The 26,978-nt window shown below is 72.3% G+C and carries 18 protein-coding genes and 1 pseudogene; 6 read left to right on the forward strand and 13 right to left on the reverse strand.

Annotated features, from left to right (window positions below; translation table 11 throughout):
• The 5 genes and pseudogenes from ACIG47_RS09530 to ACIG47_RS09550 form a co-directional block, all read right to left on the reverse strand.
• Nucleotides 1–1,114, reverse strand: a pseudogene (locus ACIG47_RS09530) (Gfo/Idh/MocA family protein); the annotation flags it as partial.
• Between the two features lie 12 nt (nt 1,115–1,126).
• Nucleotides 1,127–1,957 carry an ABC transporter ATP-binding protein gene (locus ACIG47_RS09535; protein WP_397430590.1) on the reverse strand — a complete coding sequence of 277 codons (831 nt, stop codon included), beginning with the start codon at nt 1,955–1,957 and terminating at the stop codon, nt 1,127–1,129.
• On the reverse strand, nt 1,954–2,997 hold the full coding sequence (locus tag ACIG47_RS09540) for an ABC transporter substrate-binding protein (protein ID WP_397418448.1): 1,044 nt from the start codon (nt 2,995–2,997) through the stop codon (nt 1,954–1,956). Before ACIG47_RS09540 ends, ACIG47_RS09535 begins: the two co-directional genes overlap by 4 nt.
• Before the next feature lie 59 nt (nt 2,998–3,056).
• Nucleotides 3,057–3,926, reverse strand: coding sequence for an ABC transporter permease (locus ACIG47_RS09545; RefSeq protein ID WP_397418446.1), 870 nt, complete (start codon nt 3,924–3,926; stop codon nt 3,057–3,059).
• Nucleotides 3,927–4,181: 255 nt separating this feature from the next.
• Nucleotides 4,182–4,478 carry a hypothetical protein gene (locus tag ACIG47_RS09550; RefSeq protein ID WP_397430591.1) on the reverse strand — a complete coding sequence of 99 codons (297 nt, stop codon included), beginning with the start codon at nt 4,476–4,478 and terminating at the stop codon, nt 4,182–4,184.
• Between the two features lie 137 nt (nt 4,479–4,615).
• Between ACIG47_RS09550 and ACIG47_RS09555 the strand changes: the two genes are divergently transcribed.
• The 4 genes from ACIG47_RS09555 to ACIG47_RS09570 all read left to right on the forward strand — a co-directional run bounded on the left by ACIG47_RS09555 (nt 4,616) and on the right by ACIG47_RS09570 (nt 13,419).
• Nucleotides 4,616–5,734, forward strand: a complete 1,119-nt coding sequence (locus tag ACIG47_RS09555) for a LacI family DNA-binding transcriptional regulator (RefSeq protein ID WP_397430592.1) — start codon at nt 4,616–4,618, stop codon at nt 5,732–5,734.
• Nucleotides 5,735–5,944: 210 nt separating this feature from the next.
• A complete protein-coding gene (locus ACIG47_RS09560; protein ID WP_397430593.1) occupies nt 5,945–9,280 on the forward strand; it encodes a family 16 glycoside hydrolase in 3,336 nt (1,111 codons plus the stop codon).
• 79 nt (nt 9,281–9,359) lie between these two features.
• Nucleotides 9,360–10,553 carry a sugar phosphate isomerase/epimerase family protein gene (locus ACIG47_RS09565; protein WP_397430594.1) on the forward strand — a complete coding sequence of 398 codons (1,194 nt, stop codon included), beginning with the start codon at nt 9,360–9,362 and terminating at the stop codon, nt 10,551–10,553.
• 127 nt (nt 10,554–10,680) lie between these two features.
• A complete protein-coding gene (locus ACIG47_RS09570; RefSeq protein ID WP_397430595.1) occupies nt 10,681–13,419 on the forward strand; it encodes a PKD domain-containing protein in 2,739 nt (912 codons plus the stop codon).
• A gap of 79 nt (nt 13,420–13,498) precedes the next feature.
• Here the strand turns inward: ACIG47_RS09570 and ACIG47_RS09575 are convergent, their stop codons facing one another.
• The 3 genes from ACIG47_RS09575 to ACIG47_RS09585 are packed head-to-tail and all read right to left on the reverse strand — an operon-like array spanning nt 13,499 to nt 16,124.
• Nucleotides 13,499–14,686, reverse strand: coding sequence for an NAD(P)/FAD-dependent oxidoreductase (locus tag ACIG47_RS09575; protein ID WP_397430596.1), 1,188 nt, complete (start codon nt 14,684–14,686; stop codon nt 13,499–13,501).
• A complete protein-coding gene (locus ACIG47_RS09580) occupies nt 14,683–14,877 on the reverse strand; it encodes a ferredoxin (RefSeq protein WP_397430597.1) in 195 nt (64 codons plus the stop codon). Before ACIG47_RS09580 ends, ACIG47_RS09575 begins: the two co-directional genes overlap by 4 nt.
• A gap of 35 nt (nt 14,878–14,912) precedes the next feature.
• Complete coding sequence (locus ACIG47_RS09585) at nt 14,913–16,124, reverse strand: cytochrome P450 (protein WP_397430598.1); 1,212 nt, start codon at nt 16,122–16,124, stop codon at nt 14,913–14,915.
• 213 nt (nt 16,125–16,337) lie between these two features.
• Here ACIG47_RS09585 and ACIG47_RS09590 point away from each other — a divergent pair, with 213 nt between their 5' ends.
• Nucleotides 16,338–16,988: a TetR/AcrR family transcriptional regulator gene (locus ACIG47_RS09590; protein WP_397430599.1), complete on the forward strand. Its 651-nt coding sequence runs from the start codon at nt 16,338–16,340 to the stop codon at nt 16,986–16,988.
• A 16-nt stretch (nt 16,989–17,004) separates the two neighbouring features.
• Here the strand turns inward: ACIG47_RS09590 and ACIG47_RS09595 are convergent, their stop codons facing one another.
• Genes ACIG47_RS09595 through ACIG47_RS09605 form a run of 3 tightly spaced genes read right to left on the reverse strand, consistent with a single transcriptional unit; the run spans nt 17,005 to nt 23,116 of the window.
• Nucleotides 17,005–19,623 (reverse strand): family 78 glycoside hydrolase catalytic domain, encoded by a 2,619-nt coding sequence (locus ACIG47_RS09595; RefSeq protein WP_397430600.1) that lies wholly within the window; start codon nt 19,621–19,623, stop codon nt 17,005–17,007.
• Nucleotides 19,620–20,852: a family 1 glycosylhydrolase gene (locus ACIG47_RS09600; RefSeq protein WP_397430601.1), complete on the reverse strand. Its 1,233-nt coding sequence runs from the start codon at nt 20,850–20,852 to the stop codon at nt 19,620–19,622. Before ACIG47_RS09600 ends, ACIG47_RS09595 begins: the two co-directional genes overlap by 4 nt.
• Nucleotides 20,853–20,878: 26 nt before the next feature.
• Nucleotides 20,879–23,116 (reverse strand): glycoside hydrolase family 2 protein, encoded by a 2,238-nt coding sequence (locus tag ACIG47_RS09605; protein ID WP_397430602.1) that lies wholly within the window; start codon nt 23,114–23,116, stop codon nt 20,879–20,881.
• A gap of 133 nt (nt 23,117–23,249) precedes the next feature.
• On the opposite strand from ACIG47_RS09605, the gene ACIG47_RS09610 reads away from it, so the two are divergent.
• Nucleotides 23,250–24,473 (forward strand): helix-turn-helix domain-containing protein, encoded by a 1,224-nt coding sequence (locus ACIG47_RS09610; protein ID WP_397430603.1) that lies wholly within the window; start codon nt 23,250–23,252, stop codon nt 24,471–24,473.
• A 19-nt stretch (nt 24,474–24,492) separates the two neighbouring features.
• On the opposite strand, the gene ACIG47_RS09615 is transcribed toward ACIG47_RS09610, so the two are convergent.
• Together ACIG47_RS09615 and ACIG47_RS09620 are read right to left on the reverse strand one after the other, a co-directional pair.
• Entirely contained in the window at nt 24,493–26,142 is a 1,650-nt protein-coding gene (locus tag ACIG47_RS09615) for a hypothetical protein (RefSeq protein WP_397430604.1), read from the reverse strand.
• On the reverse strand, nt 26,142–26,978 hold the full coding sequence (locus ACIG47_RS09620) for an SDR family NAD(P)-dependent oxidoreductase (RefSeq protein ID WP_397430605.1): 837 nt from the start codon (nt 26,976–26,978) through the stop codon (nt 26,142–26,144). Before ACIG47_RS09620 ends, ACIG47_RS09615 begins: the two co-directional genes overlap by 1 nt.

A 26,978-nucleotide genomic window follows, 5' to 3' on the forward strand; every position in this document is an offset into this window, starting at 1 on the left:
CGCGCGGGCGGGCGGGGGGGGGGGGGGGGGGGGGGGCCGGCCCCCCCCCCCCCCCCCCCCCCCCCCCCCCCCCCCCCCCCCCCCCCCCCCCCGCGGCCGCCTCGATCGCGCACAGCAGCCGGACCGTCTCGACGGCGTCGTCGATGCCGACCGGCACCGGCACCGCTGCCGGTGACCGCAGGGCGTCGACGATCCGGGTCCACTGGGCCAGGTGTCCCGCGTGGCCGATCGCGAGCGGGTCGGCGGCACCGTTCGCCGCGGGTCCCGCCGGCGGCGGGGGCACCCCCGGCACGTCCCACCGGCGCACCTCCCCCTGACCGAGCTCGACCGATCCGCGGGAACCGAGCACGGAGACGGTCGCCGGGAACCCGGGCGGCGTCGCCGTCGTCGTGGTCACCACGCCGAGCGCGCCGGAGGCGAAGCGGAGGGTGGCCACCGTCGTGTCCTCCGCCGCGATCGCGTGCGCGAGGGTGCCGGACTGGGCCGTCACCGACTCGACCGGGCCGCACAGCCAGCGCAGCAGGTCCACGCTGTGCACGCCCTGGTTCATCAGGGACCCGCCGCCCTGGTCCGCCGCGGACCGCCATCCCGCCGCGCGGTAGTAGCCGTCGTCGCGGTGCCAGTGCACGTGGGTGGTCGCCAGCCGCAGCTCGCCCAGCGCCCCGTCGTCGATCGCGCGCCTGAGCGCCACGTTCTCGGCCTCCAGGCGCCGCTGGGCGATCATCGAGACCAGGAGCCCGCGCTCGCGCGCGGCACGCGCGACGCGCAGCGCGTCACCGACGTCCAGCGCGAGCGGCTTCTCGACGACGACGTGCCGGCCGGCCTCCAGCGCCGCCAGCGCGAGCGCCGCGTGCGTGCCGCTCGGGGTGCAGATCGCCACGACCTCGACGTCGGGGTGCGCGATGACCTCGTGCGGTGCGAGACGCGCGGCCGTCGGCGGCGCACCCTCCGCCGCCCGGCCGCTGAACGCGACGACACGAGCCCGGCCCGCCAGCTCCGACACGGCCCGGGCGTGCAACGCGCCGATCCCGCCCATGCCCACGATGCCGACGCCGACGCCCGTGCCGACGCCCTCACCCGTGCTGACGTCCTCACCCGTGCCGGCGGACGTCACGGCCGGCCCCGGTCACTCGGGCGCATGGCTCGCGCCGAGCAGGTCGCGCAGCCGCTCGGCGGCCGCCGTGAACCGCGGGTCGGCCAGGGTCGGCCCGTACTCGCGGCGCTCCGGCAGCCCCGGTTCGAGCGTCTCGACGATGCGGCCGGGCCGCGGGCTCATGACGACGATGCGGCTGCCCAGGTACACCGCCTCCGGCACGGAGTGGGTCACCAGCACCACGGTGGTGCCGGTCTCGCGCCAGATCCGGTTCATCTCGATGTTCATCTGCTCGCGCGTCAGGGCGTCGAGCGCCCCGAACGGCTCGTCCATGAGCAGCACCCGGGGCTCGTGCAGCAGGGCACGGCACAGGGCCACGCGCTGCTGCATGCCGCCGGACAGCTCGTGCGGCAGGGCCTTCTCGAACCCGGTCAGTCCGGTGAGCTCGATGAGGTGGTCGGCGCGCTCCTCCGCGCGGCGCCGGTCCATGCCGCGCATCTCGGCCTGGAGCAGGATGTTCCTGCGCACGCCCCGCCACTCCAGCAGGGCCGAGCGCTGGAAGGCGAACCCGATCTCGCGCTGCGGACCCGTGACCGGCTGCCCGTACAGGCGCACGTCGCCCTCGCTGGCGAGAGTGAGCCCCGCGATGATCTTGAGCAGCGTCGACTTGCCGCAGCCGGACGGCCCCGCGATCGTGACGAACTCCCCCGGCTGCACGGCCAGCGAGACGTCGTCCAGCGCCACGGTCTCCGAGCGTTTGGAGGTGAAGCGCCGGGTGAGGTGCGAGACCTCGATGATCGGCTCGGCGCCGGCGGCCCGCCCGCCTGCGGCCCGCGCGACCGTGGGTTCCGTCGCGGCGGTCACATGCCCTCCCCGAAGCTCGCGTCCCAGTACGCGTCCGGCGTCGGCTCGCCCTCGAACTCCGTGTTCTCCGTGAGGAACGTCAGCGTGTCGGTCCACTGCTGCTCGGTGTTCACGCCGGGCGCCGGGGCCTCCTCGAGGTTGAGCAGGCCGATCGTCGCCTCGAGCTGCGCCGCCAGCACCTCCTCGTCGGGCGCCTGCTCGGCGTCGGCGGCCATGGCGGCGACGGCGGCCTCCGGGTCCTCGGACGCCGCGAGGAACGCCTTCGACGTCGCCCGCACCATCGCCTGGACCAGCTCGGGGTCGCTCTCGATCGTCGCCTCGTGCGCCAGCAGGCCGGTGCCGAGCATGTTCATGCCGAAGTCCGCGAACGGCAGGGCCGAGACCTCCTTGCCGGTCTGGTTCTCGATGGTCGCCGCCTGGTCGTGGTAGAAGCCCTGGATGGCGTCGACCTTGCCCTCGATGAGCGCGGCGATCTTGCCCGCGGCGTCCACGTTGACCACGGTCACGTCGTCCGGGTTCACGCCGTTGATCTCCAGCCACGCCGGGAACGTGCCGTACATGGCGTCGCCGGGCGTGCCGCCGACCGTCTTGCCCACGAGGTCGGCGGGCTCGGTGATGCCCTGGTCGTCGAAGAACTCCACGGAGCTGGGGCCGGTCTGCAGGAAGACCCCGACGCTGCGCACCGGCATGCCGGAGCTGATGCCGTTCGCGAGCGGCGGGGTGTCGGCCCACCCGAAGTCGGTGTTGCGCTGCGCCACCTGCTGCACGGTGTTGCCGGACCCGTTGCCCGGCTGGATCGTCAGGTCGATGCCCTCGTCCTCGAAGATGCCCTCGGCCACGCCGTAGTAGAACGGGGCGTGCTCGCCGTACGGCACCCAGTTGAGGGTCACCGTGACCTCGCTCAGGCCCTCGGCGTTCTGCTCGCCCGGCCCGCCCCCGGCGGCCTGCCCGCAGGCCGCGGCCGTCGCCAGCGCGACGCCCGCCACGGCCAGCGACATCGCGGTCCTGCGGCCACGCTCCTGCTTCGTTGCACCATGCATGGGAGAGCCTTTCTGGTCGGGCCGCCACGGTGGCGGCGGGAAGAACGAGAGGGCGCTGGTCAGACGGTCGCGAGCGCGAGGTTGCCCCGGCGCGAGGCGTGCCACGGGATGAGGAGCCGTTCGAGCAGCTCGACCAGCACGAACAGGACCACGCCGATGAGCGACATGAGGATCAGGTCGGCGAACAGCAGCGGGGCGTCGAGGTTGCCGCTGGCGAGCAGCAGCACGTAGCCGAGGCCCCGGTCGGCGCCCACGAACTCGCCGACGACGGCGCCCACGACCGCGAGCGTCACCGCCACCTTGAGGCCGGACATGAGCTGCGGGAGCGCACCGGGGAAGCGGATCTTGCGGAACGTCTTCCACCGCGAGGCGCCCATCGTCGCGGACATCTCCAGCAGCTCGGGGTCGACCGAGCGCAGCCCGGCCACGGCCGAGACCACGACGGGGAAGAACGCGATGAGCACCGCCAGGACGATCTTCGGCGTCATGCCGAACCCGAACCAGACGACCAGGATCGGGGCGATGGCGATCTTGGGGATGACCTGGGCGAAGAGGATGAGCGGGTAGAGCGACTTCTCCGCCGTCCTGGAGTAGACCAGCAGCACGGCGGCCGCCACGCCGATCACGGCCGCGAGCACGAACCCGACGATCGTCTCCAGCGTGGTCACCCAGGTGTGCTCCAGGAGCATCGGCCACTCGGCGGCCATGGTCTCGGCGACCGCGCCGGGAGAGGGCACCAGGTAGGCCGGGACCAGCTCGCGCCACGCCACGAACCACCAGAGCGCGAACAGCGCGAGCAGCACCGCGACGGGCCGCCACGACTCCGCCAGCAGCGCGAGCACGCGGGCGGCGAACGGCGGCCCGCCGGCCGGCGGCGTCGGCCGTGACCTGGACGGCGTCGTGGGGCGGGCCTCCTGGGCGGTCACCATGGCGTGCTCCTCAAGGGTTCGCTCTTTCCGGTTCGTCGCACGGGGTCGACGTCGACGCCCGTGGGGCTGCGGGTCGGGGCACGGCGGACGTCGTCGTCCGGGAGGTGCCGGTCGGTAGAGCAGGTCAGCAGCCCCGGCGGTGGAGCTGCGCGTCAGACGGGACACTATGAGCCGCACCAGGGCCGGACAACGAGTTGCCACTTGTTGCCCCGCCACGGCGCGCGCCCCGTGGCACCCGGTTGCCATCGGGTCCGGTCAGGCGTCGTCCGGGGTGATCACGGCCTCCAGGTCGACGGCCTCCAGGTCGACGGCCACCGACCGGAAGCCCGCGGACCGCACGGCCCGCAGCACCTCACCGCGCAGGGGCTCCGACGTCATGGTCGCCAGGTCGTCGTGCGGCGCCTCGAGCCGGGCCAGGTCGCCGTGGTGCCGTACGCGGATCTCCTCCAGGCCCAGCCGTCTGAGCTCGCTCTCGGCGGCCTCGACCTGGACCGCCTCGTCGTCGTCCTCGGGTGGCGGGCTCGTCGCTGAGCCCGCGGCGCGCATGGTCATGCCGTCATTCGAGGGTGCCGCACCAGGGCAGTCAAGGTGTTGCCACCTCTTGCCGGGCGGGCAAGGATCTGCCACACCCGGCAGGTTCACGGCAACTAGTTGCCGTGAACCTGGTGCGCGCCGTACGCTCCCCACGCATGGGCGAAACTGGCGAAACAGGGAGCTCTCGCACAAGACCGACCATCTACGACGTCGCCGAGGCCGCCGGCGTCGCGCCCTCGACGGTGTCGCGGGCGTTCTCCCGGCCCGGGCGCGTCAACGCGGAGACGGCGGACCGCATCCGCCGGGTCGCCCACGAGCTCGGCTACCGGACCAGCCCGATCGGGCGGGGCCTGCCCGACGGCCGGACGGCGCTGCTCGCGATCGTCGTGGCCGACCTGACCAACCCGTTCTTCTTCGAGATCATCCGCAGCGCCGAGAAGACCGCCATCGACGCCGGCTACACGCTGCTGGTGGTGGACGCGCACGAGTCCAGCGGGGCCGAGCGCCGCGCCCTGGAGCGCACGCTGCCCCTGGTCGAGGGCGTCGTGCTGGCCACCTCGCGGCTCTCGGACGCCGCGATCCGGGCCGTCGCCAAGCAGCGGCCGACCGTCGTGATGAACCGCGTCGTGGCGGACGTCCCGAGCGTCGTGACCGACAACGCCCAGGGCATGCGGCGCGCCGTCGAGCACCTGGCGGGCCTGGGGCACGTGCGGCTGACGTACCTGGCCGGCCCCGAGGCGTCGTGGGCCGACGGCATGCGCTGGCGCGCCTTCCGGGAGGCGACCCAGGAGCTCGGGCTGAAGGCCCGCCGGCTCGGCCCGTTCGCGCCCACGCTCGCCGGCGGGCTGTCGGCCGCCCAGGCCCTGACCACCCACTCCGCGACCGCGACCGTGGCCTACAACGACCTGGTCGCGATCGGCACGATGCGCGGGCTGACCCGGCTGGGCATCGAGGTGCCCGGCGATCTGAGCGTGGTCGGGTTCGACAACATCTTCGGCTCCGACTTCTGCACCCCGCCGCTGACGACGGTCGCCTCTCCCCTGCGCCACTTCGGCACCTTCGCCGTCCAGCGTCTGCTCAACCAGCTGCGTGCACCGTCGGCGGGGCTGTCGGCCGCGGCGTCGTCCGGCCTGTCGGCCCCGGCGCTGCTGCCGGCCAAGCTCGTCGAACGCGGCTCGACGGCCCGCCCGCTGGCCGACCCGTTCTCGCACGCGACGTCGGACACCCGTTCAGCAGGCCGCCAGCGGCCGTCACCCGGTCCTTCACGGTCGTAGATCGCCTGGTGAACGCTCGCCCACCAGCACGCCGGTGAGGCGGTGCGAGCCGCCCGGGAGGGGCAACAAGTGGCAACTCGTTGTCCGGGGTCACCCCTGACCGCATAGTGACGTGGCGTGCCCAGCCGTCGGCGCAACGACGCCGCCGCGGCGGGCACGGTCCCCGCTAGGCAAGGTCCTCGATGGAGAGGCAGGCCCATGGAACGCAGGATGGAACGCAGATCGACCCCCCGCACCCTCGCCGCGATGCTCGGCGTGCTCGTGCTGCCGTTCACGGTGCTGCCGGCAGCAGCGCAGGCAGCGGGCCGGCCCGCGGCGCAGGCCGCCGCGCAGCCCGCGACCGACCCCACCCGGCCGCAGGAGCCCGGCGTGACCATGCGCGTCTTCGACGTCCAGGTCCCGCTGGAGGACTACTGCACGCTGAAGCCGGGCCAGACGCCGAACATCGACGAGCTGAAGCCGACGATCGACTGGCGCACGGCCGACGACTTCGGCCTCACCGACCGCTTCGTCACCGAGGTCACCGGCTTTCTGAACGTGCCGGACACCGGCACCTACGACTTCCGCGTCACGAGCGACGACGGCGCGCGGCTGCTGCTCGACGACACGCTCGTCGTCGACCACCCCGGCAAGCACGGGGCGACGCCGAAGGACGGCTCGGTCGACCTGGAGGCCGGGTACCACGCGCTGCGCATGGACCACTTCGACGGCGACTTCGGCCAGCAGCTCACGCTGGAGTGGCGCCCGCCGGGCGCCTCCGGCTTCGCGCTGGTGCCGAGCTCGGTGCTGAGCACCGACGCCGAGGTCACGCGCGTCACCTCACCGGGCCGCAAGCTCTGCGAGGGCGTGGACGAGGCGCCGGGCGACGGCCTGCCCCTGACCGAGGTACACCCCGACTACACGCTGACCAACCTGCGCCCGGACGGCTTCGAGCCGCAGGTCACCGGCATGGACTGGCTGCCCGACGGCCGGATGGTCATCGCCACGTGGGGCGGCGACCGCGAGACGGTGCTCGGCGAGGTGTACATCGTCGAGAACGTCACGGGCGACGGCGGCGCCGACGACGTGACGTACACGAGGATCGCCGAGGAGCTCCAGGAGCCGATGGGCCTCAAGGTCGTGGACGGCCGCATCTACGTCTCCGAGAAGCACGGCCTGACGGAACTCGTGGACACCGACGGCGACGAGGTCACCGACGAGTACCGCGAGGTCGCGACCTGGCCGTTCGGCGGCAACTACCACGAGTTCGCGTTCGGCCTGCTGTACGAGGACGGCTACTTCTACGTCTCCACGGGCATCGCGATGGTGCCCGGCGGCGCGACGCGCGATCCGCAGCTCGTCGAGAACCGCGGCTCGGTGCTGAAGATCGACGAGGACACCGGCGAGGTCGAGTACCTGGCGGGCGGCCTGCGCACCCCGAACGGCCTGGGCTTCGGCGCCGACGGCGGCATGTACGTCACCGACAACCAGGGCATGCACGTGCCGACGTCCAAGCTGGTGCGCGTGCAGGAGGGAGCGTTCTACAACCACTACACGAACCCGGACGGCCCGTACGACGACCAGCCCGTCACCGAGCCCGTGCTGTGGATGCCGCACAGCGAGATCTCCAACTCCCCCAGCAACCCCGTGATCCTCACCGACGGCGTGTTCGCCGGGCAGATGGCGATCGGCGACGTGACCTACGGCGGCCTCCAGCGCGTCTACCTGGAGGAGGTCGCGGGCCAGGAGCAGGGCGCCGTCTTCCGCATGACGCAGGGCCTGGAGTCCGGCGTCAGCAGGACGAGCGTCGGGCCGGACGGCTCGATCTACGTGGGCGGCATCGGCTGGTCGGGCAACTGGGGCCAGGCGGGCAAGCTCGGCTACGGCCTGCAGAAGCTCACCTTCGACGAGAGCCGGGCGTTCGACATGCTCGAGATGCGCGCCGTGGAGGGCGGGTTCGAGATCGAGTACACGAAGCCGCTGTCGGCCGAGACCGCGCAGGACCTGGCCGGGAAGTACGAGGCGGCGCAGTGGCGCTACGTCTCGACGCCGCAGTACGGCGGGCCCAAGGTGGACGAGGAGGACCTGACGGTGACCTCCGCGACGCTGTCCGACGACCGCAGGACGGTGACCCTCATGATCGACGGGCTCAAGCCCGGCCGGGTGGTCAACGTGCACTCCCCGCGGCCGTTCGCGGCCGAGGGCGGCGAGGAGCTGTGGAGCACCGAGGCCTGGTACACCATGAACCGCCTGCCCGACGGCTCCACCCCGCCGCCGGTCTACGAGGCCGAGGCCGCCGACATCGCCGGCGGCGCGGGCTGGAACACCAACCACGCCGGGTACTCGGGTGCCGGGTTCGTGGACCGCAACTGGGAGCCGGGCGCCCGCACCACGTTCGCCGTCGAGGCCGACGAGGCCGGGCCGCACGACCTGGCCCTGCGCTACGCGAACGGGCAGAACTCCGACCCGAGCCCGACGCCGCGGTCGATGAGCCTGTACGTCAACGGCGTCAAGCAGAAGCAGGTCTGGCTCGACAGCACCGTGACCTGGGCCAACTGGCAGACGCAGACCGAGACGGTTCAGCTGCGGGAGGGTGCCAACACCATCGCCTACGTGCACGACGAGGACGACCTGGGGCACGTCAACCTCGACAGCCTCACCGTCACGCCGAGCGAGCGCATCACCCTGTTCGACGGCGGCGACCTCGACGCCTGGGAGAAGGCCAGCGGCGGGGCCGCGACGTGGCCGGTCGCGGACGGCTCGATGGAGTCCTTCGGCGGCGACATCCGCACCAAGGAGAAGTTCGGCGACTTCCGGATGCACGCCGAGTGGTACCAGCCCCAGCACGCCGACGACGTCACCGGCCAGGCCCGTGGCAACAGCGGCATCTACATCCAGGAACGCTACGAGGTGCAGGTGCTGGAGTCCTTCGGCATCGACCCGCCGCAGACCAACGACGCCGGGTCGATCTACCTGAAGAAGGCCCCGGACATCAACGCGGCGACCGAGATGGGCACGTGGCAGACGTACGACCTCGTCTTCCGCGCCGCCCGGTTCGCCCCCGACGGGACCAAGACCGAGGACGCACGCCTGTCCCTGTGGTGGAACGGGCAGCTCGTGCACGACGACGTGGCGATCGACGGCAAGACCGGCAACGGCAAGGCCGAGGGGCCGACGCCGGGGCACATCAAGCTCCAGGACCACGGCGACGCCGGTCTGAACCCGCGGTTCCGCAACGTCTGGATCGAGCGCCTGACCGGGCAGGAGACCTCCCAGGCGCTTGCGTCCGAGGTCTCGGCGCGGCTCGCCCCGCCGAGGGTCGCGGCGGGCCAGGACGTCGAGGCCGTGGTCCGGGTGCCCGGCGCCGCGGGCCGGCCTGCCCCGACCGGGACCGTCCGGGTCACCGTCGGCGACGTGTCGGTCAAGGCCACACTGGGCCGCGGCCCCGCACGGGTCGTCGTCCCGACGGCCGGCCTGGGCAAGGGGAAGCACCCGGTCACCGTGCAGTACCTCGGCGACCTGGTCTACGGACGGAGCACGACGACGGTCGACCTGACCGTCCGCTGACCGGGTTCCTGACCTGGTCTCCCGAAGCTGATCTGGTCTCCCGAAGCTGATCCGGTTCCTCGAAGGAGAGGTTCATCTGATGCGACGAACTACCGGCACGACCCCGACCCTGCGGCGCACGGCGAAGCCGTGGCTCACCGCCGCCGTGGCCGCCACGCTGACCCTGCCGATCCTGGCGCCGTGCGCGTCAGCAGCCGGACCAGCGGACGGCCGCGGCGGGACCAGCGGGACCGCCGCCTGCGCGTACGGCTACACGAGCGACGCCACCGTCTGGTTCGGCGCCGGCGCCGACTCCGGCGTGCCCAACCGCGAGACCGGCGGCGGCTGCACCGTCATGGACGAGATCATGGCCGGCGCGCCGTTCGCGACGCACGGCGCGTTCGTCCGCACGGTCTCGTCGGTGACCAGGGACCTCGTACGTGAACGGGTCCTGACCGGCGGCGAGCGCCGGGACATCGTCCGCGCCGCCACCGACTCGGAGGTGGGCCGGCCGCACCCGGTCACGGGCGACAGGGCCGTCGACCTGTCCAGGATCGGCCTGGTGGGCTACACGGTCCGCGCGACCATGCCCACCGACGCCGAGGGGACCCTGGGCGCGCTCGCGGAGTGCGGCTTCCAGAACATCGAGCCGTCGGGCGCCGCCGGCAACTTCTACGGCTACACGGCCGCCGAGCTGGCGCCGCTCACCGACGCGGCGGGCATCGCGGTGCCCTCGCTCGGCGTGAGCCTGTCGAACCTGCAGAACGACGTCGACCTGGTGGTCGCCGAGGCGCACGCGATCGGGGCGAGGTACGTGCGCGTCTCGGGCTCCGGCTCGTGGACGCTGGCGGACTACTCCCGGACGGCCGCGATCCTCAACGAGGCAGGAGAGGCCCTGAGCGCCGAGGGCATCCGGGTCGCCTACCACAACCACGGGTACGAGTTCGAGACCGAGGAGGACGGCGTCACGGGCTACGACGTGCTGGTCCGGGAGACCGACCCGGCGTTCGTGACGATGGAGCTCGACGTGTACTGGGCCGCGAGCACGGACACGTCCGCCACGGACCTGTTCGCGCGCTACCCGGGCCGGTTCGAGCTGCTGCACCTCAAGGACATGGCGGAGGACGGCTCCTTCGCCGACGTGGGCGAGGGCACCATCGACTTCGCCGAGATCTTCGCGGGCGCCACGCTGGCCGGCGTCCGCTACGGCTTCACCGAGCACGACCAGCCGTCCCCCGACGGCGTGACGTCCGCGTGCACGAGCATCGGCAACCTCGCCGAGCTGCGCTACTAGTCCAGCTGCTGGTCCGCCACTGATCGGCCACTGATCCGTCCGGCTGCTTCCGGGCGAGGGCACCCGCCCTCGCCCGGGAGTGCCGCACGCCCGCACGCACCATCCGACCCAGCACGAGGGAGTGTTGATGTCCGCACCGCACCGCAGGGCACGCCGCCGGGTTCTGGCTGCGACGACCGGTCTGGTCGTCGCGGTCGGTGCCCTGGTCCCCGCCACCACGGCCGCCACCGCCCATCCGGGCTCCGACCATGCCGAGGCCGCCACGTTCGACAAGGTCCCGCTGGTCACCGAGGGGCTCGCCGACCCGTTCGAGCTCGACGTGGCCGACGACGGCCGCGTCGTCTACATCCAGCGCACCGGCCAGGTGGTCGTGCTGGACCAGGAGACGCTGCGCCAGACCACGGCCCTGGACCTGGACTACTCCCTCGACCTGCTCCAGCAGTCCGACGGCCTCCTGGGGCTGACCCTGGACCCCGGCTTCACGGAGAACGGGTGGCTGTACCTGCTCTGGAGCGACCCCGACGTGGCGAAGATGAACCTCTCGCGGTTCACGATGGGGCCGGACGACACGATCGACCCGGCCACCGAGAAGCGGCTGCTCGACTTCACCATCTGGCGCGGCGAGGGCCGCGCCAACTCGCACATGGCCGGCTCGCTGGCGATGGGGCCGGACGGCGACCTCTACGTCGCGACCGGCGACAACTCCGACCCGTTCGACCAGGCGGGCTACACGCCGATCGACGAGCGCGAGGGACGTCGCGCCTGGGACGCGCAGGGCACGTCCGCCAACACGAACGACCTGCGCGGCAAGGTGCTACGCATCACCCCGCAGGACGACGGCACCTACACGATCCCGGACGGCAACCTGTTCGCGCCGGGCACCGAGGGCACCCGCCCGGAGATCTACGGCATGGGCTTCCGCAACCCGTTCCGGATCACGGTCGACCCCGGCACCGGCGCGGTGCTGATCGGGGACTACGGGCCCGACGCCCGCGTGGCCGACCCGCTGCGCGGCCCCGAGGGCCAGGTCGAGTTCATCCGGATGACGCAGCCGGGCAACCACGGCTGGCCGTACTGCCACGCGAACAACCAGCCGTACATCGACTACGACTTCGCCACCGGTGTCTCCGGAGAGCCGTTCGACTGCGCCAACCCCGTCAACGACTCCCCCAACAACACGGGCCTGCGCGAGCTGCCGCCGTCGCAGGAGCCGCTCGTCTGGTACGGCTACGGGGTGTCCGAGGAGTTCCCCGAGCTGGGCTCCGGCGGCGCTGCCCCGATGGGCGGCCCGGTCTACCGGTTCGACCCGGAGCTCGACGTGAAGACGAAGTTCCCGGAAGCCTTCGACGGGCACTGGTTCGTGTCCGAGTACGCCCGCAACTTCTACAAGGTGCTCTCGCTGGACGAGACCACGGGCGAGCTCGCCTCGATCGACCCGTTCCTTCCGGACGAGACGTTCGTCGCCCCGTTCGAGGCCGAGTTCGGTCCCGACGGCTCGCTCTACATCATCGACTTCGGCCTGGGCCGGGGCGCCGGCCGCGGGAGCACCAACACGGACGCCGGCATCTACCGCATCGACTACGCCGCCGACGGCCGCCGGCCGATCTCGCGGTTCACCGCCGACGTCGACTCCGGTCACGAACCCCTGACCGTCGCCTTCGACGGCGGCGCCAGCGAGAGCCCCGACGGGCTGGAGATCACCTACGAGTGGGACTTCGAGAACGACGGCGTCGTCGACTCGACCGAGCCCAGCCCCACGCACACCTACACCGAGCGGGGGCAGTTCAGCGCCCGCCTGACGGTCACGGACAGCGAGGGGTTCACCGGTGTCTCCGTGCAGAAGATCACCGCCGGCAACACCCGGCCGGACGTCGCGTTCGGGGCCCCGTTCCACGGCGGCTTCGCCGAGCTCGGCGACACGGTCGACTACGCCGTCGACGTGGACGACGTCGAGGACGGCTCCACCGAGGCCGGAACGATCGACTGCGAGCAGGTCACGGTGAACACCCAGCTGGGGCACGACACCCACGCGCACCCGCTGGACAACTACACCGGGTGCTCCGGGACGGTGTTCCTCGACCCGGCGGACCACGGCGTGGGGCAGAACGTCTACCCCGTGCTCGGGGCGGGCTACCAGGACCTCGGCGCCGACGGTGTGCCCGCGCTGGCCGGCCAGGACGTCATCCACCTGCAGGTACGCGACAAGGAGGCGGAGTTCTTCGCCGACAGCTCCGGCGTCACGGTGGCCGACGGCGCGGACGCCCGCGGCGGGCGGCTCGTGACGGACGTGGACCACGGCGACTGGATCGCGTTCGGGCCGGTCGACCTGCGCGGCATCGACGCGCTGACGGTGGGCGCCGTGCGCGGCGCCGCCGACGCCACCGTCGAGGTGCGGGCCGGCAGCCCGACCGGGCGCACGCTCGGCCAGGTCGAGGTCGCGAAGGCCGCCGGCGCCGGGCAGGTCGTCTCGCCCACGATCGACCTCCCGGAGCAGCAGGGTGCCACCACGCTGTACCTCGTCGCGAAGAGCAAGCGCGAGCCGGCCGACGGCGCCGACCTCGGTCTCGACTGGCTCGTCTTCCACGGGCGCGGCGTCGCCGACGCCACCGCGCCGGTGGTGACGGCGCAGGCCGGCCGCGGGGCCGTCCCGGCGGGCAGCCCGGTCGACCTGTCCGGGTCCGCCGTGGCACCCGAGGGGCGGGAGATCGTCTCCTACCAGTGGGACCTGGGCGACGGGACCACCGCGGACGGCGCGAGCGTGACGCACGTCTACGAGCAGCCGGGCCGGTACACCGCGCGGCTGATCGCGACGGACAGCGAGGGCACCCGCGACTGGACGACCGTGCGGCTGACGGTCCGGCGCTGAGGACGCGGGGAGAACAGTGCCCGGCCCGGACCACACCGCACGGTGGTCCGGGCCGGACCTTCTACGGGAGGCGGGGCGCTCAGGGGCGACCGAGGGGAGCCGGCGCGTCGACGACGGCCTGGCGGTGCAACCGGGCCTGCTTGGGCATGTTCCAGCCCAGGACGGCACGCGGCACACCCTCGCTGCGGCACAGCGCGACGAACCGATCGTCCGACGGGTCGCCCTCGACGACATCGATCTCGGCGTCTGCGGGGACCGCGCCGTGCACCATGAGCTTGACGTCGTACTGGTCGCTCCAGAAGTACGGCACCGGCGCGTAGGGCGCGTCCGCGCCCAGGATGTTGGCCGCCACCACGACCGCCTGCTCGGTCGCGTTGGTCCGGTTCTCCAGACGTATCAGACCGCCCAGCCCCGGGTGCTGCCAGCGGGCCACGTCCCCGACGGCGTAGATGCCGTCCGCCGCCCGGCACCTGCTGTCGCAGACGACGCCGTCGTCGCACGCCAGCCCGCTGCCCGCCAGCCAGTCCGTCGCCGGCGTGCCGCCGATGGCTACCACGACGACGTCGGCCGGCACGTGCGCACCGCCGTCGAGGGTCACGCCGGTGACCCGACCGGACCTGGCAGTCAGCTCCGACACCCCGGCCCCGAGCCGCAGCCGGACGCCGCGCGCAGCATGGAGGTCGGCCAGGCGCCCGCCCGCCCACGTGCCGATCTGGCTCTCCATGGGCACCTCCTGCGGCCCCGCCAGGGTGACGTCCAGGCCGAGGCCGCGACCGGTGGCCGCGGCCTCGGCACCCAGCACGCCGTCGCCGACCACGACCAGCCGGCGGGCGACGGCGAGCGCGGCGCGCAGGGCGACAGCGTCGTCCAGGGTGCGGATCATGTGCACGCCCGCCAGGCCGGCCTGGCCTGGGAAGGCCCGTGCACGGACGCCTGTGGCGATCGCCACGGCGTCCGCCGCGAGCGTGCGCCCCGAGCCGGTCCGCACGCTCCGGTTCGCGACGTCCAGGCCGACGGCGGGGTCGCCGAGCACCAGTTCCACGCCGAGCGCCCGGAGCGCGGGCTCAGGGCGCAGGCGCACCTTGTCGGGCTCCCAGGCACCGGAGAGCACCTGCTTGGACAGGGGCGGCCGGTCGTACGGGAGGTGCTGCTCGGCGCCGAGCAGCGTGATGCGGCCCTCGAACCCCTTGCGGCGCAGGGCCTCCACCGTGGCCAGGCCACCGGCGGAGGCACCGACCACCAGGACGCTGCCCGGTGCCGTGCTCACTCGACCAGGCCGATCGCGGCCGCAGGGCAGACGCTCGCCGCCTCCCGGACAGCGTCGTGCCGGTCAGCCCCGGGCGTCTCGTCCAGGAGCACGACGATGCCGTCCTCGTCCCGCTGGTCGAAGACGTCGGGGGCTACCAGCACGCACGTGCCCGCCCCGCAGCAGCGGTCCTCGTCTACGGTCACCCGCATGGCGCCTCCTCGTTCCGTGTTCGTGTCCGCCACGGTTACCACCGCACCGGGAGCTCGCGCAGGCCACCGACGGCGAGGCCGTCGACCCGCTCCAGCTGGTCGGCGGCGACCGCCAGGTCGAGCGCCGGCAGCCGGCGAATCAGCGTCTCCAGTGCGACCTGGAGCTCCGTGCGCGCCAGCGCCTGGCCGAGGCAGGAGTGCGCGCCGGCGCCGAACGCGAGGTGCGGGTTCGGGCTGCGGGTCAGGTCGAGCTCGGCGGCGTTCTCGAACGCGGTCTCGTCGCGGTTGGCGGCCGCCATGCTGCACACGACCGTCGTGCCGGCCGGCACCGTGACGTCGGACAGCTCGATGTCCGCGTCGATGAACCGGATCATGCCGAACCCCGCGTTGGCGTCGTACCGCAAGGCCTCCTCGACCGTGCTCCGCACGAGGCTCGGATCCTGGACCAGACGCTCCCACCTCGAGCGATCCGCCAGCAGCATGCCCATCATCTTGGTGATCATGTTCGCGGTGGTCTCATGCCCGGCCACCAGCAGCGCCTGACCGGTGGCGACCAGCACCGCCGTCGACAGCGGCTGCCCCTCGGCGTCCGTTGCGACGATCAGCTCGCTGAGCAGGTCCTCGCCCGGCGCTGTCCGCTTCAGCTCGACGTGGTGGGCCATGTAGGCGCCGAACTCGGTCATCGCAGCAGTCATCTCGTCCTGCGTGTACCGGGTCATGCTGAGCATGCAGTCCGACCAGTAGGAGAACCTGTCCCGGTCCGCGTCAGGGACACCGAGCATGTCGCAGATCACCCAGACCGGGAGCGGGAACCCGAAGGCCGCCTTGAGGTCGACCGGGTGGCCCTTGTCGACCATGGCGTCGACGAGCTGGTCGGCCATCGCGGTGATGCCCGGCCGCAGCGCCGCCATGCGCTTGGCGGTGAACCACCTGCCCACCAGGCGCCGCCAGGACTGGTGCGCCTCCCCCTCCTGCGGCATGACGGTCGCCATCTCGCTGTTGAACAGCCCTCCGTCGTCGGTGTCGGCGACCCGGGCAGCGTCGGCGTTGCCCGTGCCCCGGCCGAACCGGGGGTCCGACAGCACCGCCTTGACGTCGTCGTACCGGGTGACCAGCGACGCTTCGTCACCGCTGGCCAGCCGGACGTGAGCCACGGGACACCGGGAGCGGAGGCGCTCCCACTCCTGCGGCGCGTCCAGCGCATGGTCCACGGGGATCGGATAGGCGAGGACCTCGGACTCGGTCATCTACACAACCTTTCTGCTGGGGGTCGGGGGCCGTGATTCACCCCGTGGCCCTCAGTAGATCGACACCGACACTTCTAAGTCAAGCATCTGACTTAAAATATCGACGACCGGGGTCCTCGAACCGCCAGGGCCGCTCTGCACGGTCCACCACGGCACGGGAACGACCGAGCTCGATAAGCTATAGCCCACATCCATCACGGACGAGAGGTCACCGTGCCAGCGAAGCCGACGCGGGCCGACAAGGTCGCCCAGACCCGCGAGCGGATCCTGGACGCGGCAGAACGGCTCTTCGCCGAGCACGGGTTGTTCGCGGTCTCGAACCGGCAGATCAGCGAGACCGCCGGACAGGCGAACAACTCCGCCGTCGGGTACCACTTCGGCAGCAAGGCGGAGCTGGTCAAGGCAGTCGTGCACCGCCATGTCGATCCGATGGAGGAGCGGCGCGCACAGCTCCTGGCCGAGCTCGGCGACGATCCCGACGTCCGCGACTGGGTGGCCTGCATGGTCCGTCCGACGACCGACCATCTCGACTCGCTCACCGGGGTCACCTGGTGCGCCCGGCTGCTCGCGCAGATCTCGACCGATCCCGGCCAGTACCGGGTCGAGCTCGACCGGTCCACGGTGTCGGAGCACCGACGACGGGCCGAGGAGGGCCTGCGGGGCAGCCTGCCCGACCTGCCCGACGCCGTGGCGCACGAGCGCGAACTGATGGTTCGCAACCTGGTGCTGTACGTCTGCGCCGAACGTGAGCGCGCCCTCGCCGAGGGAGCGCCGCCGTCGCGTCCCACCTGGGACGCGACGGCGGTCGGCCTCATCGACGCGATCACCGGTATCTGGCTGGCCCCGGTGACCGCGACCGACTAGGCACGCCGGCCCCAGGTCACCGCACCACCCGTGCCGGGCCCACGACGACCTCGGGGTCCGCACCCGGCAGCCGCAGGGTGCAGACCGCCCCCGCAGGCACCGTGACCTGCGCGCGCAGCCCGTCGGCCGTGCGGTCCCAGCGCACCACGATCGTGCCCTGTGGCGACTCGTGGGTACCCTCGGCCCAGGTGAGCGGGCCCGGCACCGGCGCGACCGTGAACGCCTCCCAGGCGACCGACCCCCGGTCCTGCCGTAGCCCGAGGGTGTGGCTGTGCAGGAACCGGACCACCGCACCCTTGCTGTAGTGGTTCAGCGACTCGTGCGCCTCGCCTTGATCGTCGATGCCCTCCCAGTCCTCCCAGATGGTGGTCGCGCCCTTGGCGACCATGGCCAGCCACGATGGCGGTGTGGTCCGGAACAGGAGGCCGTAGGCCACGTCCGTGCGCCCGGCATCGACGAGGACGGGCAGCAGGTCGCCCGTGGAGAGGAACCCGGTGGCCAGGTGTCCCCCGGCCTCGGCGACGAGCTCGACCAGCCGCTCCGCGGCTGCTGCCCGCAGCTCGTCGGGGACGAGCCCGAAGCTCAGAGCACGGACATAGGCAGCCTGCGTGTCGGCGACCGTGCGGCCGTCGGGCCCCAGGAACTCGGTCCGCCAGGCGTCGAGCACCCGTCGCCCGGCTTCCGCATACCTCGCCGCGTCGTCCTCGAACCCGAGGACCCGTGCGATCTGCGCGAGCGTCGTGGTGCTGCGGTACAGGTAGGCGGTACCCACCTCTCCCTTGTCAGCCATGAACCAGGCGGCCGGGTTCACCTTGACCGGGTCCCGCCGTTCGCCGTCCGGGCCACGGGGCACCGGCTCGGTCCACTCCCCCCAGTGAAACGTCCCGTCCCAGAGGTACTCCTCGTGCGGGGCGGGCTCCGGCGAACGCTGCCGGCGGGTGTGGTGGCGAAGGGTCCGAGCCGTCTCCAGCGCCCAGTCGACCCAACGCACCATCGCGCCCCAGTTCTCGGCGAGCGCCTCCCGGTCCCCGTACGTGCGGTACAGCTCCCAGGGCACGGCGACGACGGCGTCGCCCCAGCCTGCGGAGCCGGTCATCATGGCGAGCCGGTCCTCCAGGTGGTGCTTGATGCGGCGGCCGTCGGGCGCGAAGTTCGGGATCCGGCCGTCGTCGAGCTGGTCGTCGCGGACGGACTGCAGCCACTTGCGGCTGAAGCCGAGCACGTCGAACAGCCGCGTCGCCGTGGACACGAAGACCTGGTAGTCCCCGGTCCAGGCGAGACGCTCGCGCGTCGGGCAGTCCGTCGGGACGTCGACCGCGTTGCCGCGGAAGCTCCACTCGGCGATCTCGTGCAGCCGGTTCAGCTCCGGGGAGCTGCTGGCGAACGTGCCGGTGCGGCGCAGGTCGGTGTGCACCACCTGCATGGTCACGCCGGCCGGGTCAAGCGGAGCACCCTCCCGGCGGATCCGGACGTACTGGAAGCCGTGCACGGTGTGGTGCGGTTCGAACACGCTGGACGCACCGTCGGAGACGACCTCGTCGTGCTGCGAGAAGACGACTGCCCCGCCGTCGCCGGAGGAGTTCAGGTGGGCGGTGTCGAGGTCGCCGTCGGGGCCCACGTGCTCGCCGTGGTCGATCAGGGTGCGCGTACCCGGCGGCCCCAGCCCCTGCACCCGTAGCCATCCGGACGCGTTCTGCCCGAAATCGAGCACCCAGGTGTCGGCGGCGAGCTGCCGGACACCCTCCGGTGCGCGGGTCTCGATCACCCGCACCGGAGGGGCGGGCGACCAGGTGAGCGGCGGGGCGGTGACCTGGTCGACGAGAACCGGCAGGGCCGCGCCGGGACCAGCGGCGTAATCCGTGGTCTGCCCGGCCATGAGATCGGCACGGGTGATGGTGGAGACCGCTGAGGTCCAGGTGCCGTCGCTGATCACCTTGTTGCTGGTCCCGTCGGACAGCTCGAGGTGCAGCTCGACACGGGCGGCCAGGCTGGTGCCCCAGCCGGCGGGCATGCGGAACGCCCCCACCTGCCCGCGGAACCAGCCGTCGCTGAGCACGATCTCGAGCCGGTTCTCCCCCGCCCGGACCGCGTCGGTGACGTCGCTGACCTGGGCGTACAGCGTGTCGTCGTAGGCCGTGCTGCCCGGGTTCAGGTGCGCCGTGCCAGCCCGCTCGCCGTTCACGAACGCCTCGTACACGCCCAGTGCGGTGGCGTACAACCGGGCTCGCACCACCGTGCCGGACGTCGAGAAGTTCGTGGCCAGGACGTGTGCGGGTCGCTTCCCGTAACCGGGGTCCGTCTGCTCGACAGGGCTGATCCAGCGGGCCGCCCAGTCGGCGTCGGCCAGGCCTACCTCGAAGGTCGACCAGTCGGAGAGGACCTCGCCGCCCGTACCGCGCACGGTCACCCGCCACCGGGCCCGTGCCCCGCTCGGCAGGGGCTCCCACGGCCAGGGCACGAACCTGTGCTCGGGGCCGAGCGCCCGCGGTGACAGCAGCTTCCCGTCGACCTCTGCGTCGAGTACGGACCCGGTGACGGACCCGAGCGACATCGGCAGGGTCCACGACAGCCGAGGAGCCGGTCCGGTGACCGGGAACTGGTCCCCGCCGGAGTCGACCTGGAGCAGGAGGGTCACAGCGCCCCTCGCTTCGCCACTCCGCCGAGCCAGGCGAGGCTCGGCTTGGGGGTGCGCACGAAGGTCTCGCGGTCCACGGCCACGAGGCCGAAGGTCGGTGCCCAGTGGCCCCACTCGTAGTTGTCCAGCAGGCTCCAGTGCAGGTAGCCGTGCACGGTGATGCCGTCGGCCATGGCGGCGGCGAGGCCTTCCAGGGCGCCGGTGGTGTAGGCGATGCGGCGGGTGTCGTCGCCGGTGGCGATGCCGTTCTCGGTGACGAGGATCGGCAGGCCGGTCACCTCGTACGTGTGTCGCACCGCGATGCCGAGGGCGTCGGGGCGGTACGCGGTGCCCACCAGGGTGTTGTCGGGGTGGTCCGGGTAGGGCTCGATCCCGTCGGCGTCGACGTGCTGGACCGAGTACGACTGCACGCCCACGAAGTCGTCGCCGGCGGAGCCCTCCAGGTACAGGTCCTCCCACACCCAGGAGAGCTCCGCCATCCGCTGCTCCCCACCGGGCCTGGCCTGGAAGGCGCGGTTCGCCACGCTCCAGCCGATCTTCGCGGTCGTCCTCGTACGCAGCACCTCGCGGGCGGCGTGATGGGCCCGGACGAAGACCTGCCCGATCTCCGGGTCCGGGGTGGGCAGCCGCACGGGACGGGGGCCGTTGTCGACCGTGGGGCTGGTCCAGTCCTCCGCGGCTCCATCCGTGTCCGCCGCCGAGCCCTCGGCCGAGTTCCGTGCCATGTCCCGTCCCATGGCCGTCATCATCGAGAGCATGTTGGGCTCGTTCATGGTGACGATCCACTCGACGCCGTCGAGGATCCGGGTCACCACCTCGACGTACCGGGTGAACAGGTCGACGGCACCGTCGGCGAGCCAGCCGCCGCGCTCCGCGAACCAGCGCGGGTTCGTGAAGTGGTGCAGGGTGACGACCGGCGTGAGCCCCAGCTCGAGCGCCGTGTCGATCATGCGCCGGTAGTGGGCGAGCTCGGCGTTCGAGAACAGGCCCTCCTCCGGTTCGATCCGGGCCCACTCGACGCCGAAGCGGTAGGCGGTACAGCCGGCGTCGGCGAGGAGCTGCATGTCCTCGCGGTAGCGGTGGTAGGAGTCGCACGCGTCGCCGCTGCGCTCCATGCCGGGCACGCGCCCCTCGTTGGTCCAGAAGTCGGAGCCGACGTTGCTGCCCTCGACCTGGTGCGGGGCGGTGGCTGCGCCCCAGAGAAAGGTAGCCGGAAAGGTGCTGGTCATGGTTCTCGCCGTTCTCGTCGCGCGGGTCACTTGGCAATGGCGTTGAGCTGGGCGTTCAACGCCGCGATCTGTTCCACGGGTACGCCCCCGGCCTGCCGGACGAGCTTCTCGAGGCTCATCCGGTCGACGATGGCCTGCATCGCCGCCGGGATCTCGACGCCCCGGCCCACCTCGCCGCGGCTGGTCGCGAGGGTGTCGAGCACGGAGCCGATCAGCCGGGCCCCCTGCTCCGACTGCTTGATGTCGCCGAGGGTGTCCCTGATCGAGAAGAAGCCCTCAGGGGCGGGCAGCTCGGTGTCGTCGAACCAGTTGGCGATCGTCGTGGTGGGCATGACGGTCGCCGCCGGGACCTCGTCGACCCGGCGTAGCACGACGCTGTCGTCGAGATCGCCGGAGCTCGCGGTGATCCTGTGCTCGCCGGTCAGGGGCACCTGGAAGCGGAAGACCCGACGGCCTTCGGCGGTCGCATGCTCCGCGCCGTCGACCAGCAGGGTGACCCGCTCCTGGTTGGAGTAGACGATCACCTCGGTCACGTCCTCCACCCGGTCTGCCCTGCGCCGTCCGGCCACGTGCACGAAGGGCTCGGTCGCCCACGCGGCCTTGTACAGGTAGAAGGCGTCCTTCTTGACGGTCCGGTCGAACGAGACCAGGCCCTTCTGGTTGCGGCCGGCCACCCCGCCCTCGTTGCGGCCCGCAGAACCGAAGTCGGCGAGGTTCCACACGTGCGTGGCCCACAGCCAGGGCCGCTGCTCGATCATCGTGAGCATGTGCTCGTGGTACAGCGCCTGGTAGCCCTCGGTGTAGTCGCCCTTGACAGGCGCGGCGGACTGGAACAACGGGTTGGCGTCGGCCCCGTACTCGGACAGACCGATCGCGACCTCCGGGTAGGCCTGGTGGAAGTCGTCCAGCCAGGTGTCGTTGTCCTCGACCTCGCCCACGTACCAGCCGAAGTAGAGGTTGTAGGACATCACGTCGGGCACCGTGACGAGCGGGTGGTCGGTCTCCAGAAGGAACAGGTTCGCCATCGCGGTCAGACGGGTGGGGTCGAGCGCGTGGGCGAGGCGGTTCAGCTCGCGGTGGGCGGCCAGCACGTCCTCGCCCGCCCCGGCGAGCGTGATCTCGTTCGAGAGACCCCAGCTGATGATGCTCGCGTGGTGCCGGTTCTGGACGACGAGCTCGGTGAGCTGGTCGCGGGCGTTGCCGGTCCCGCCAGGCAGGAACACCGTGATCTGCGGGATCTCCGCCCACACCACGATCCCGGCCTCGTCGCACAGGTCGTAGGTCCGCTGGTCGTGCTGGTAGTGCGCGAGCCGCACGGTGGTCGCCCCCAGCTCGCGCAGCAGCGCGAGGTCCTGCTGCCGCATCTCCTCGGTGAGCACGTTGCCCACGCCCTCGTGGTCCTGATGACGGGACACGCCGCGGAGCGGGTACTCCTCACCGTTCAGCAGGAAGCCCCGCTGCGGGTCGACCTCGAACTCGCGGCAGCCGAAGCGCACGTCGACCGCGTCGAGCACGGTCTCGCCCGCGAGAAGCTCGGCGCGCGCGGTGTAGAGGTGGGGGTCGCGCAGGCCGTGCCAGCGGCGCACCTCCTCGACGGGCAGGACGGCGGTCGCCGTGCCGTCGACCACGGGCACGGTCACGGACGCCTCGCCGTCGATGCCGAACCGCACGGAGACGGGACCGGTAGCTCCCGTGACCCCGGCGGTCAGCGCCACGTCGGCGCGGTCACCGTCGAGCGTCGGGGTCACCGTGAGGCCCGGTCCGCCGTGGTCGTCGAGCGCGAAGTGGGTGGGTCCGACGGTGATGAGGCGGACGTCGCGGTAGATGCCGCCGTAGAAGGTGAAGTCCGCCTGCTGCGGGTACACCCGGTCGTTCGCGGCGTTGTCCACGACGACCAGCAGGGTCCGCGCACCGTCCGCGAGCGCCTTCGTGAGATCGACCCGGAACGTCGAGTAGCCGCCGTCGTGCCGCGCGCGCAGCTCACCGCCCAGGTAGACCTCGGCGGTGGAGTTCACGCCCTCGAACTCCACCCAGGTCTGCGCGGCGCCGTCCGGCTCGACGAGCCGCGCATACGTGGAGGTGCCCCGGTGGTACCCGCCGCCGGCCTGCCCGTCGACGGCGTTCCACGTGTGCGGCAGCACGACCTGCTCCCCGGCGAGCACGACGTCGTCCCAGCTCGCGTCCGGCGGCAGTGCCACGGGCGCGAACGCCCAGCCGTCGAGGATCGGCGTGACCTGCCGGGGGCTGTCGGGGGGCAGCGGCATGGGATCTCCTTCGACAAGACGACGCTGGCGTGCCGCCACAGTACGAACCGCTCGCGCACCGGTGATAGAACTGGTCGCGCACCAGCAGGACGAATTCGGCGCCCGCCGGCGCCGTGGACGAACGGAACCGTTCATGACGACGACGTCGGAAGCCGCCCCTGTCGACCCGCTCGAGGCGGTCCGCGCCGTCCTGGGCGGGGTGCTGAGCTGCCCCGTGGTCCTGGTCCGGACCTCCGGGATCCCGGCGGCCCTGGCCGACTTCGAGACAGCCCACTGCCTGGACCCGCGCCTGCAGCCCGCCTTCACCACCGCAGCGCTGCGCGCCTTCGTGCGGGAGATGGAGCCGCAGGTGGTCCACGAGGTCCTGGAGCCGCTCGGGATGGCCGTGACCCTGGTGCGCTGGGAGGAGCAGCTCCTGCTCGTCGGCCCCTACACGCACGAGCCGACGCACCCCGGTGTCGCGGAGGAGGTGCTGGACCGGCTCGGGATCTCCAGCGCGCACCTCCGGCTCTACAAGCTGTACCGCACCCGCTACCCGATCGTGGACCCGGAGTACGTGCACCGGGGTGCCGCTGCGCTGCTACGCGCCGCCGGCAGCGAGGACGTGCTCGGGCGGCTGCACCAGGTCCAGGCCGAGGGCGGGACGATCGAGCCGGGTCGCGGCGAGGCGCCGCAGTCCGCGTCCTTCGCGGTGATCGACGAGCGTTACCTCCTGGAGCGGGAGTTCATGGACGCGGTCGCCGAGGGCTCGACCGAGCAGGCGCTGGCCGCCCTGCAGCGCCTCGCCCGCATGCCGCAGACCATGAACTACCTCAGCACCCCGTTCCTCGGTGCGACGATCCTGCGGATCATGGCCCGGGTGGCGGCGCAGCGCGGCGGGCTACCGGCGGTGACGATCGACGCGATCTCCCAGGAGTACGCCCAGCGGCTGCACCGGGTCGGCCACAGCGCCGACGCGCGACGGATCGCGACCTACACCGCGCAGATGGTCACGGACTTCTGCCGGCACGTGCGCCGACACCACCAGCGCGGCTTCTCGGCCCTGGTGCGGCAGGTGACCGACGAGATCGACCTGCACCTCAGCCACCCCGTCTCCACCTCGGAGCTCGCCGAGCGCACGGGCGTCTCGACCTCGACGCTCGCGCGGCGCTTCAAGGCCGAGACGGGTACGACCGTGGCCACGTACGTCGCCCGGCAGCGGGCCGAGCGCGCCGCCCGGCTGCTCACCACGACCACGCGGCACGTGCACGACATCGCCCTGTTCGTGGGGTACGACGACGCGAACTACTTCGTGAAGGTGTTCCGCGCCGCGTACGGGATGACCCCCACGGCCTATCGCGCCGCGCACGCCGGATGAGCCGGGTGGCCCACCGGGCTCACGGCAGGAGCGCCGAGATCTCCCGCCGCTGGTCGCCGTACCGGGCGTACCCGTGGCTGGCAGGCTCGCCGTCGTCCGCCCGCTCGAAGCGGAGCCGAGCGGGGTCGGGGCCGACGAGCGGCGTCCAGGTGGCCCGCAGCTGCATCTGCCCGGACACCGGCCCGGCGAGCTCGACGTCCGCCTCGTAGACCGTGTCGGCGGTGAACGAACTGGTCACGCGTTCGAACCCGGTCCACACGGTCTCGCCGTCGTCGCTGTACCCGACGTACCGCACCTCGCCCGTCCCGGACACGCCACGGGCGGGGTCGGGCAGGGTGCGGTCGATCTCGAGGTATCCGCTGTGGCGCCCGGCGACCCGCGCAGAGGTGACCGGCTGCGGCGGGTTCCACAGTGCCTGCTCTGCGGCCTCGCCGCGCAACGCGTAGACGACGTCGTCCGGTACAGCAGCCGGCCGCACCGGCTCGCCGGGCGCGACATCCAGCAGCCGGGCCCGCCGGACCCGGATGTCCCGGACGGGCTGGGCCAGCTCCGAACCGCGTGGCGTCTCCAGCCAGGCGCACCGGGTCCCGTCAGGGTGCCAGGACATCGGCGAGACGTACACCCACTCCTCGGCCGGGTCGTGCAGGGCGACACCCTGGTAACCGGGATCCGCCCGAGACCGAGCGATGTCGATGAGCACCGGACCGACATTGCCCAGCCTGTGGTCTCGCACCCCGGTCACGCTGTAGGAGTAGACGATCCAGGCGATGGAAGAGAGCGCGTGGCCGGATTGCGGCCGCGGCAGCAGGCCGAGCACGGCAAGGTCGGTCGCACGCGAGGCGCGAGCGCTCATGACCAGGCCGAGCTTCTCGTCCGGCGAGAAGATGGTGGTCTCGTCGTAACCGGGGCCCCTGGTCACTGCCGTGAGGTCGCCGGAGTCCAGGGCCTGCACCACGGAGTCCGGGAGGAACCCGTCCACGCCACCGACGGCTGAGATCGCGCGCCCGCCGCGCACGAACTGCTTGACCTCACCCCCACGGGACGGCTGCGGCAGCATGCAGCCGGGATGCTCGGGATCCGGGACGAACTGCTCGACCGTGCTAATGAGCTGAGGGCTCACGATCTCGTAGCCGGCGACGGTGCGGCTCAGGCGGCCGAGCCCGACGGCGGCGCTCATGTCAGCCCTCAGGATCGTCCAGGCCACGTGCTCCCCGTCGGGGGCGACGATGACCTCGGACCAGTGATGGGTAGTCCTGGGATCCTCCTCCTGCCGCCACGGATAGCGCACGTCGACGAGGCGCGCGGCCGTGGCCGTGTCGAGGTCCGGGTCGCACTCGAGCATGTAGTCGCCGAGCAGAGCACGTCGGTTGTCCGGGAACATCATGGCCCGGATGCCGTTCGCGCGAGGGTGCTGCGCGATGGGCCCGCTGAAGAGGTGGTGATATCCGGTGCCGTCGTCCTCGATGGTCGCGGCATGGAAGACCTGCTCATCGACGGAGTCCGTCGGGCGCCGGTAGAGCAGGAAGATCCTGCCCGACGGCGTGTAGGTGGCATAGGTGTCGAAGGCGTCGTCGGGCAGGGGCACGGTGTCGACCTCGATCCGGCCGAACTCCTCCGTCGTCAGACGCATGCCCTCGCCCAGCCCGGTCCCGGTGCCGGGGTCGCCCATCAGATGGTCTCCCCCGCATCCGCCAGCAGCGTGCTGCCGGTCATGATCAGGGACAGGTCGCTCGCGGCGAACAGCACGACCCGGGCGATGTCGTCAGGTGTGCCGAGGCGTCCGATCAGGCTGTGGGTCATCACGTCCATGCCCGCCGCACCGGGATCGATGCCAGCGGCCTCGGCCTGGGCCCGGCCGGCCTCGGCGGCCGCCAGGTTGCCCTCCGTGGGCACGAACGTGGGGGCGACACCGAGTACCCGCACGCCCAGCGGCGCCAGCTCGAGGGCGAGCTCCTTCGTGAGGCCGCGCACCGCGTGCTTGCTGGCCACGTAGGCCGAGAGCCCGGGCGCGGGGGCCTGGAAACCGGCGGTGGAGACGACGTTGACGATCACCCCGCCCCCGGAGGCAGCGAAGTGGCGGGCCGCGGCGCGGGCGCCGTGGAAGGTGCCGTCGAGGTTCACGGCCTGCACCTGCCGCCACTGCTCGTCGCTCGCCTGCAGGGCGCCGAAGGCGGGGAAGATCCCCGCGTTGTTGACCCAGATGTCGAGTCCACCGAGCTCCCGGACTGCACGGTCCGCGGCGGCGTCCACGGACGCGGAGTCGACGACGTCGACGTGGGTGGCGAGCACGCGTGTGCCGTGCGCGGCGCTCAGCTCGGCGGCCGCCTGCTCGGCGAGAGTGAGCTCGAGGTCGCCGAGCAGGACGTCGGCGCCGGCCTCGGCGAGCCGAGCGGCGATGGCGCGCCCCAGCCCGCGAGCGCCGCCGGTGACGACGGCGCGGCGGCCGCGCAGGGAGAGCAGGTCGGTCAGCGGCGCGGTGGAGACGTCGGCGAACGGGAACGGCAC

It is taken from the genome of Promicromonospora sp. NPDC052451 (assembly GCF_044547525.1).
Classification (GTDB): Bacteria; Actinomycetota; Actinomycetes; order Actinomycetales; family Cellulomonadaceae; genus Promicromonospora.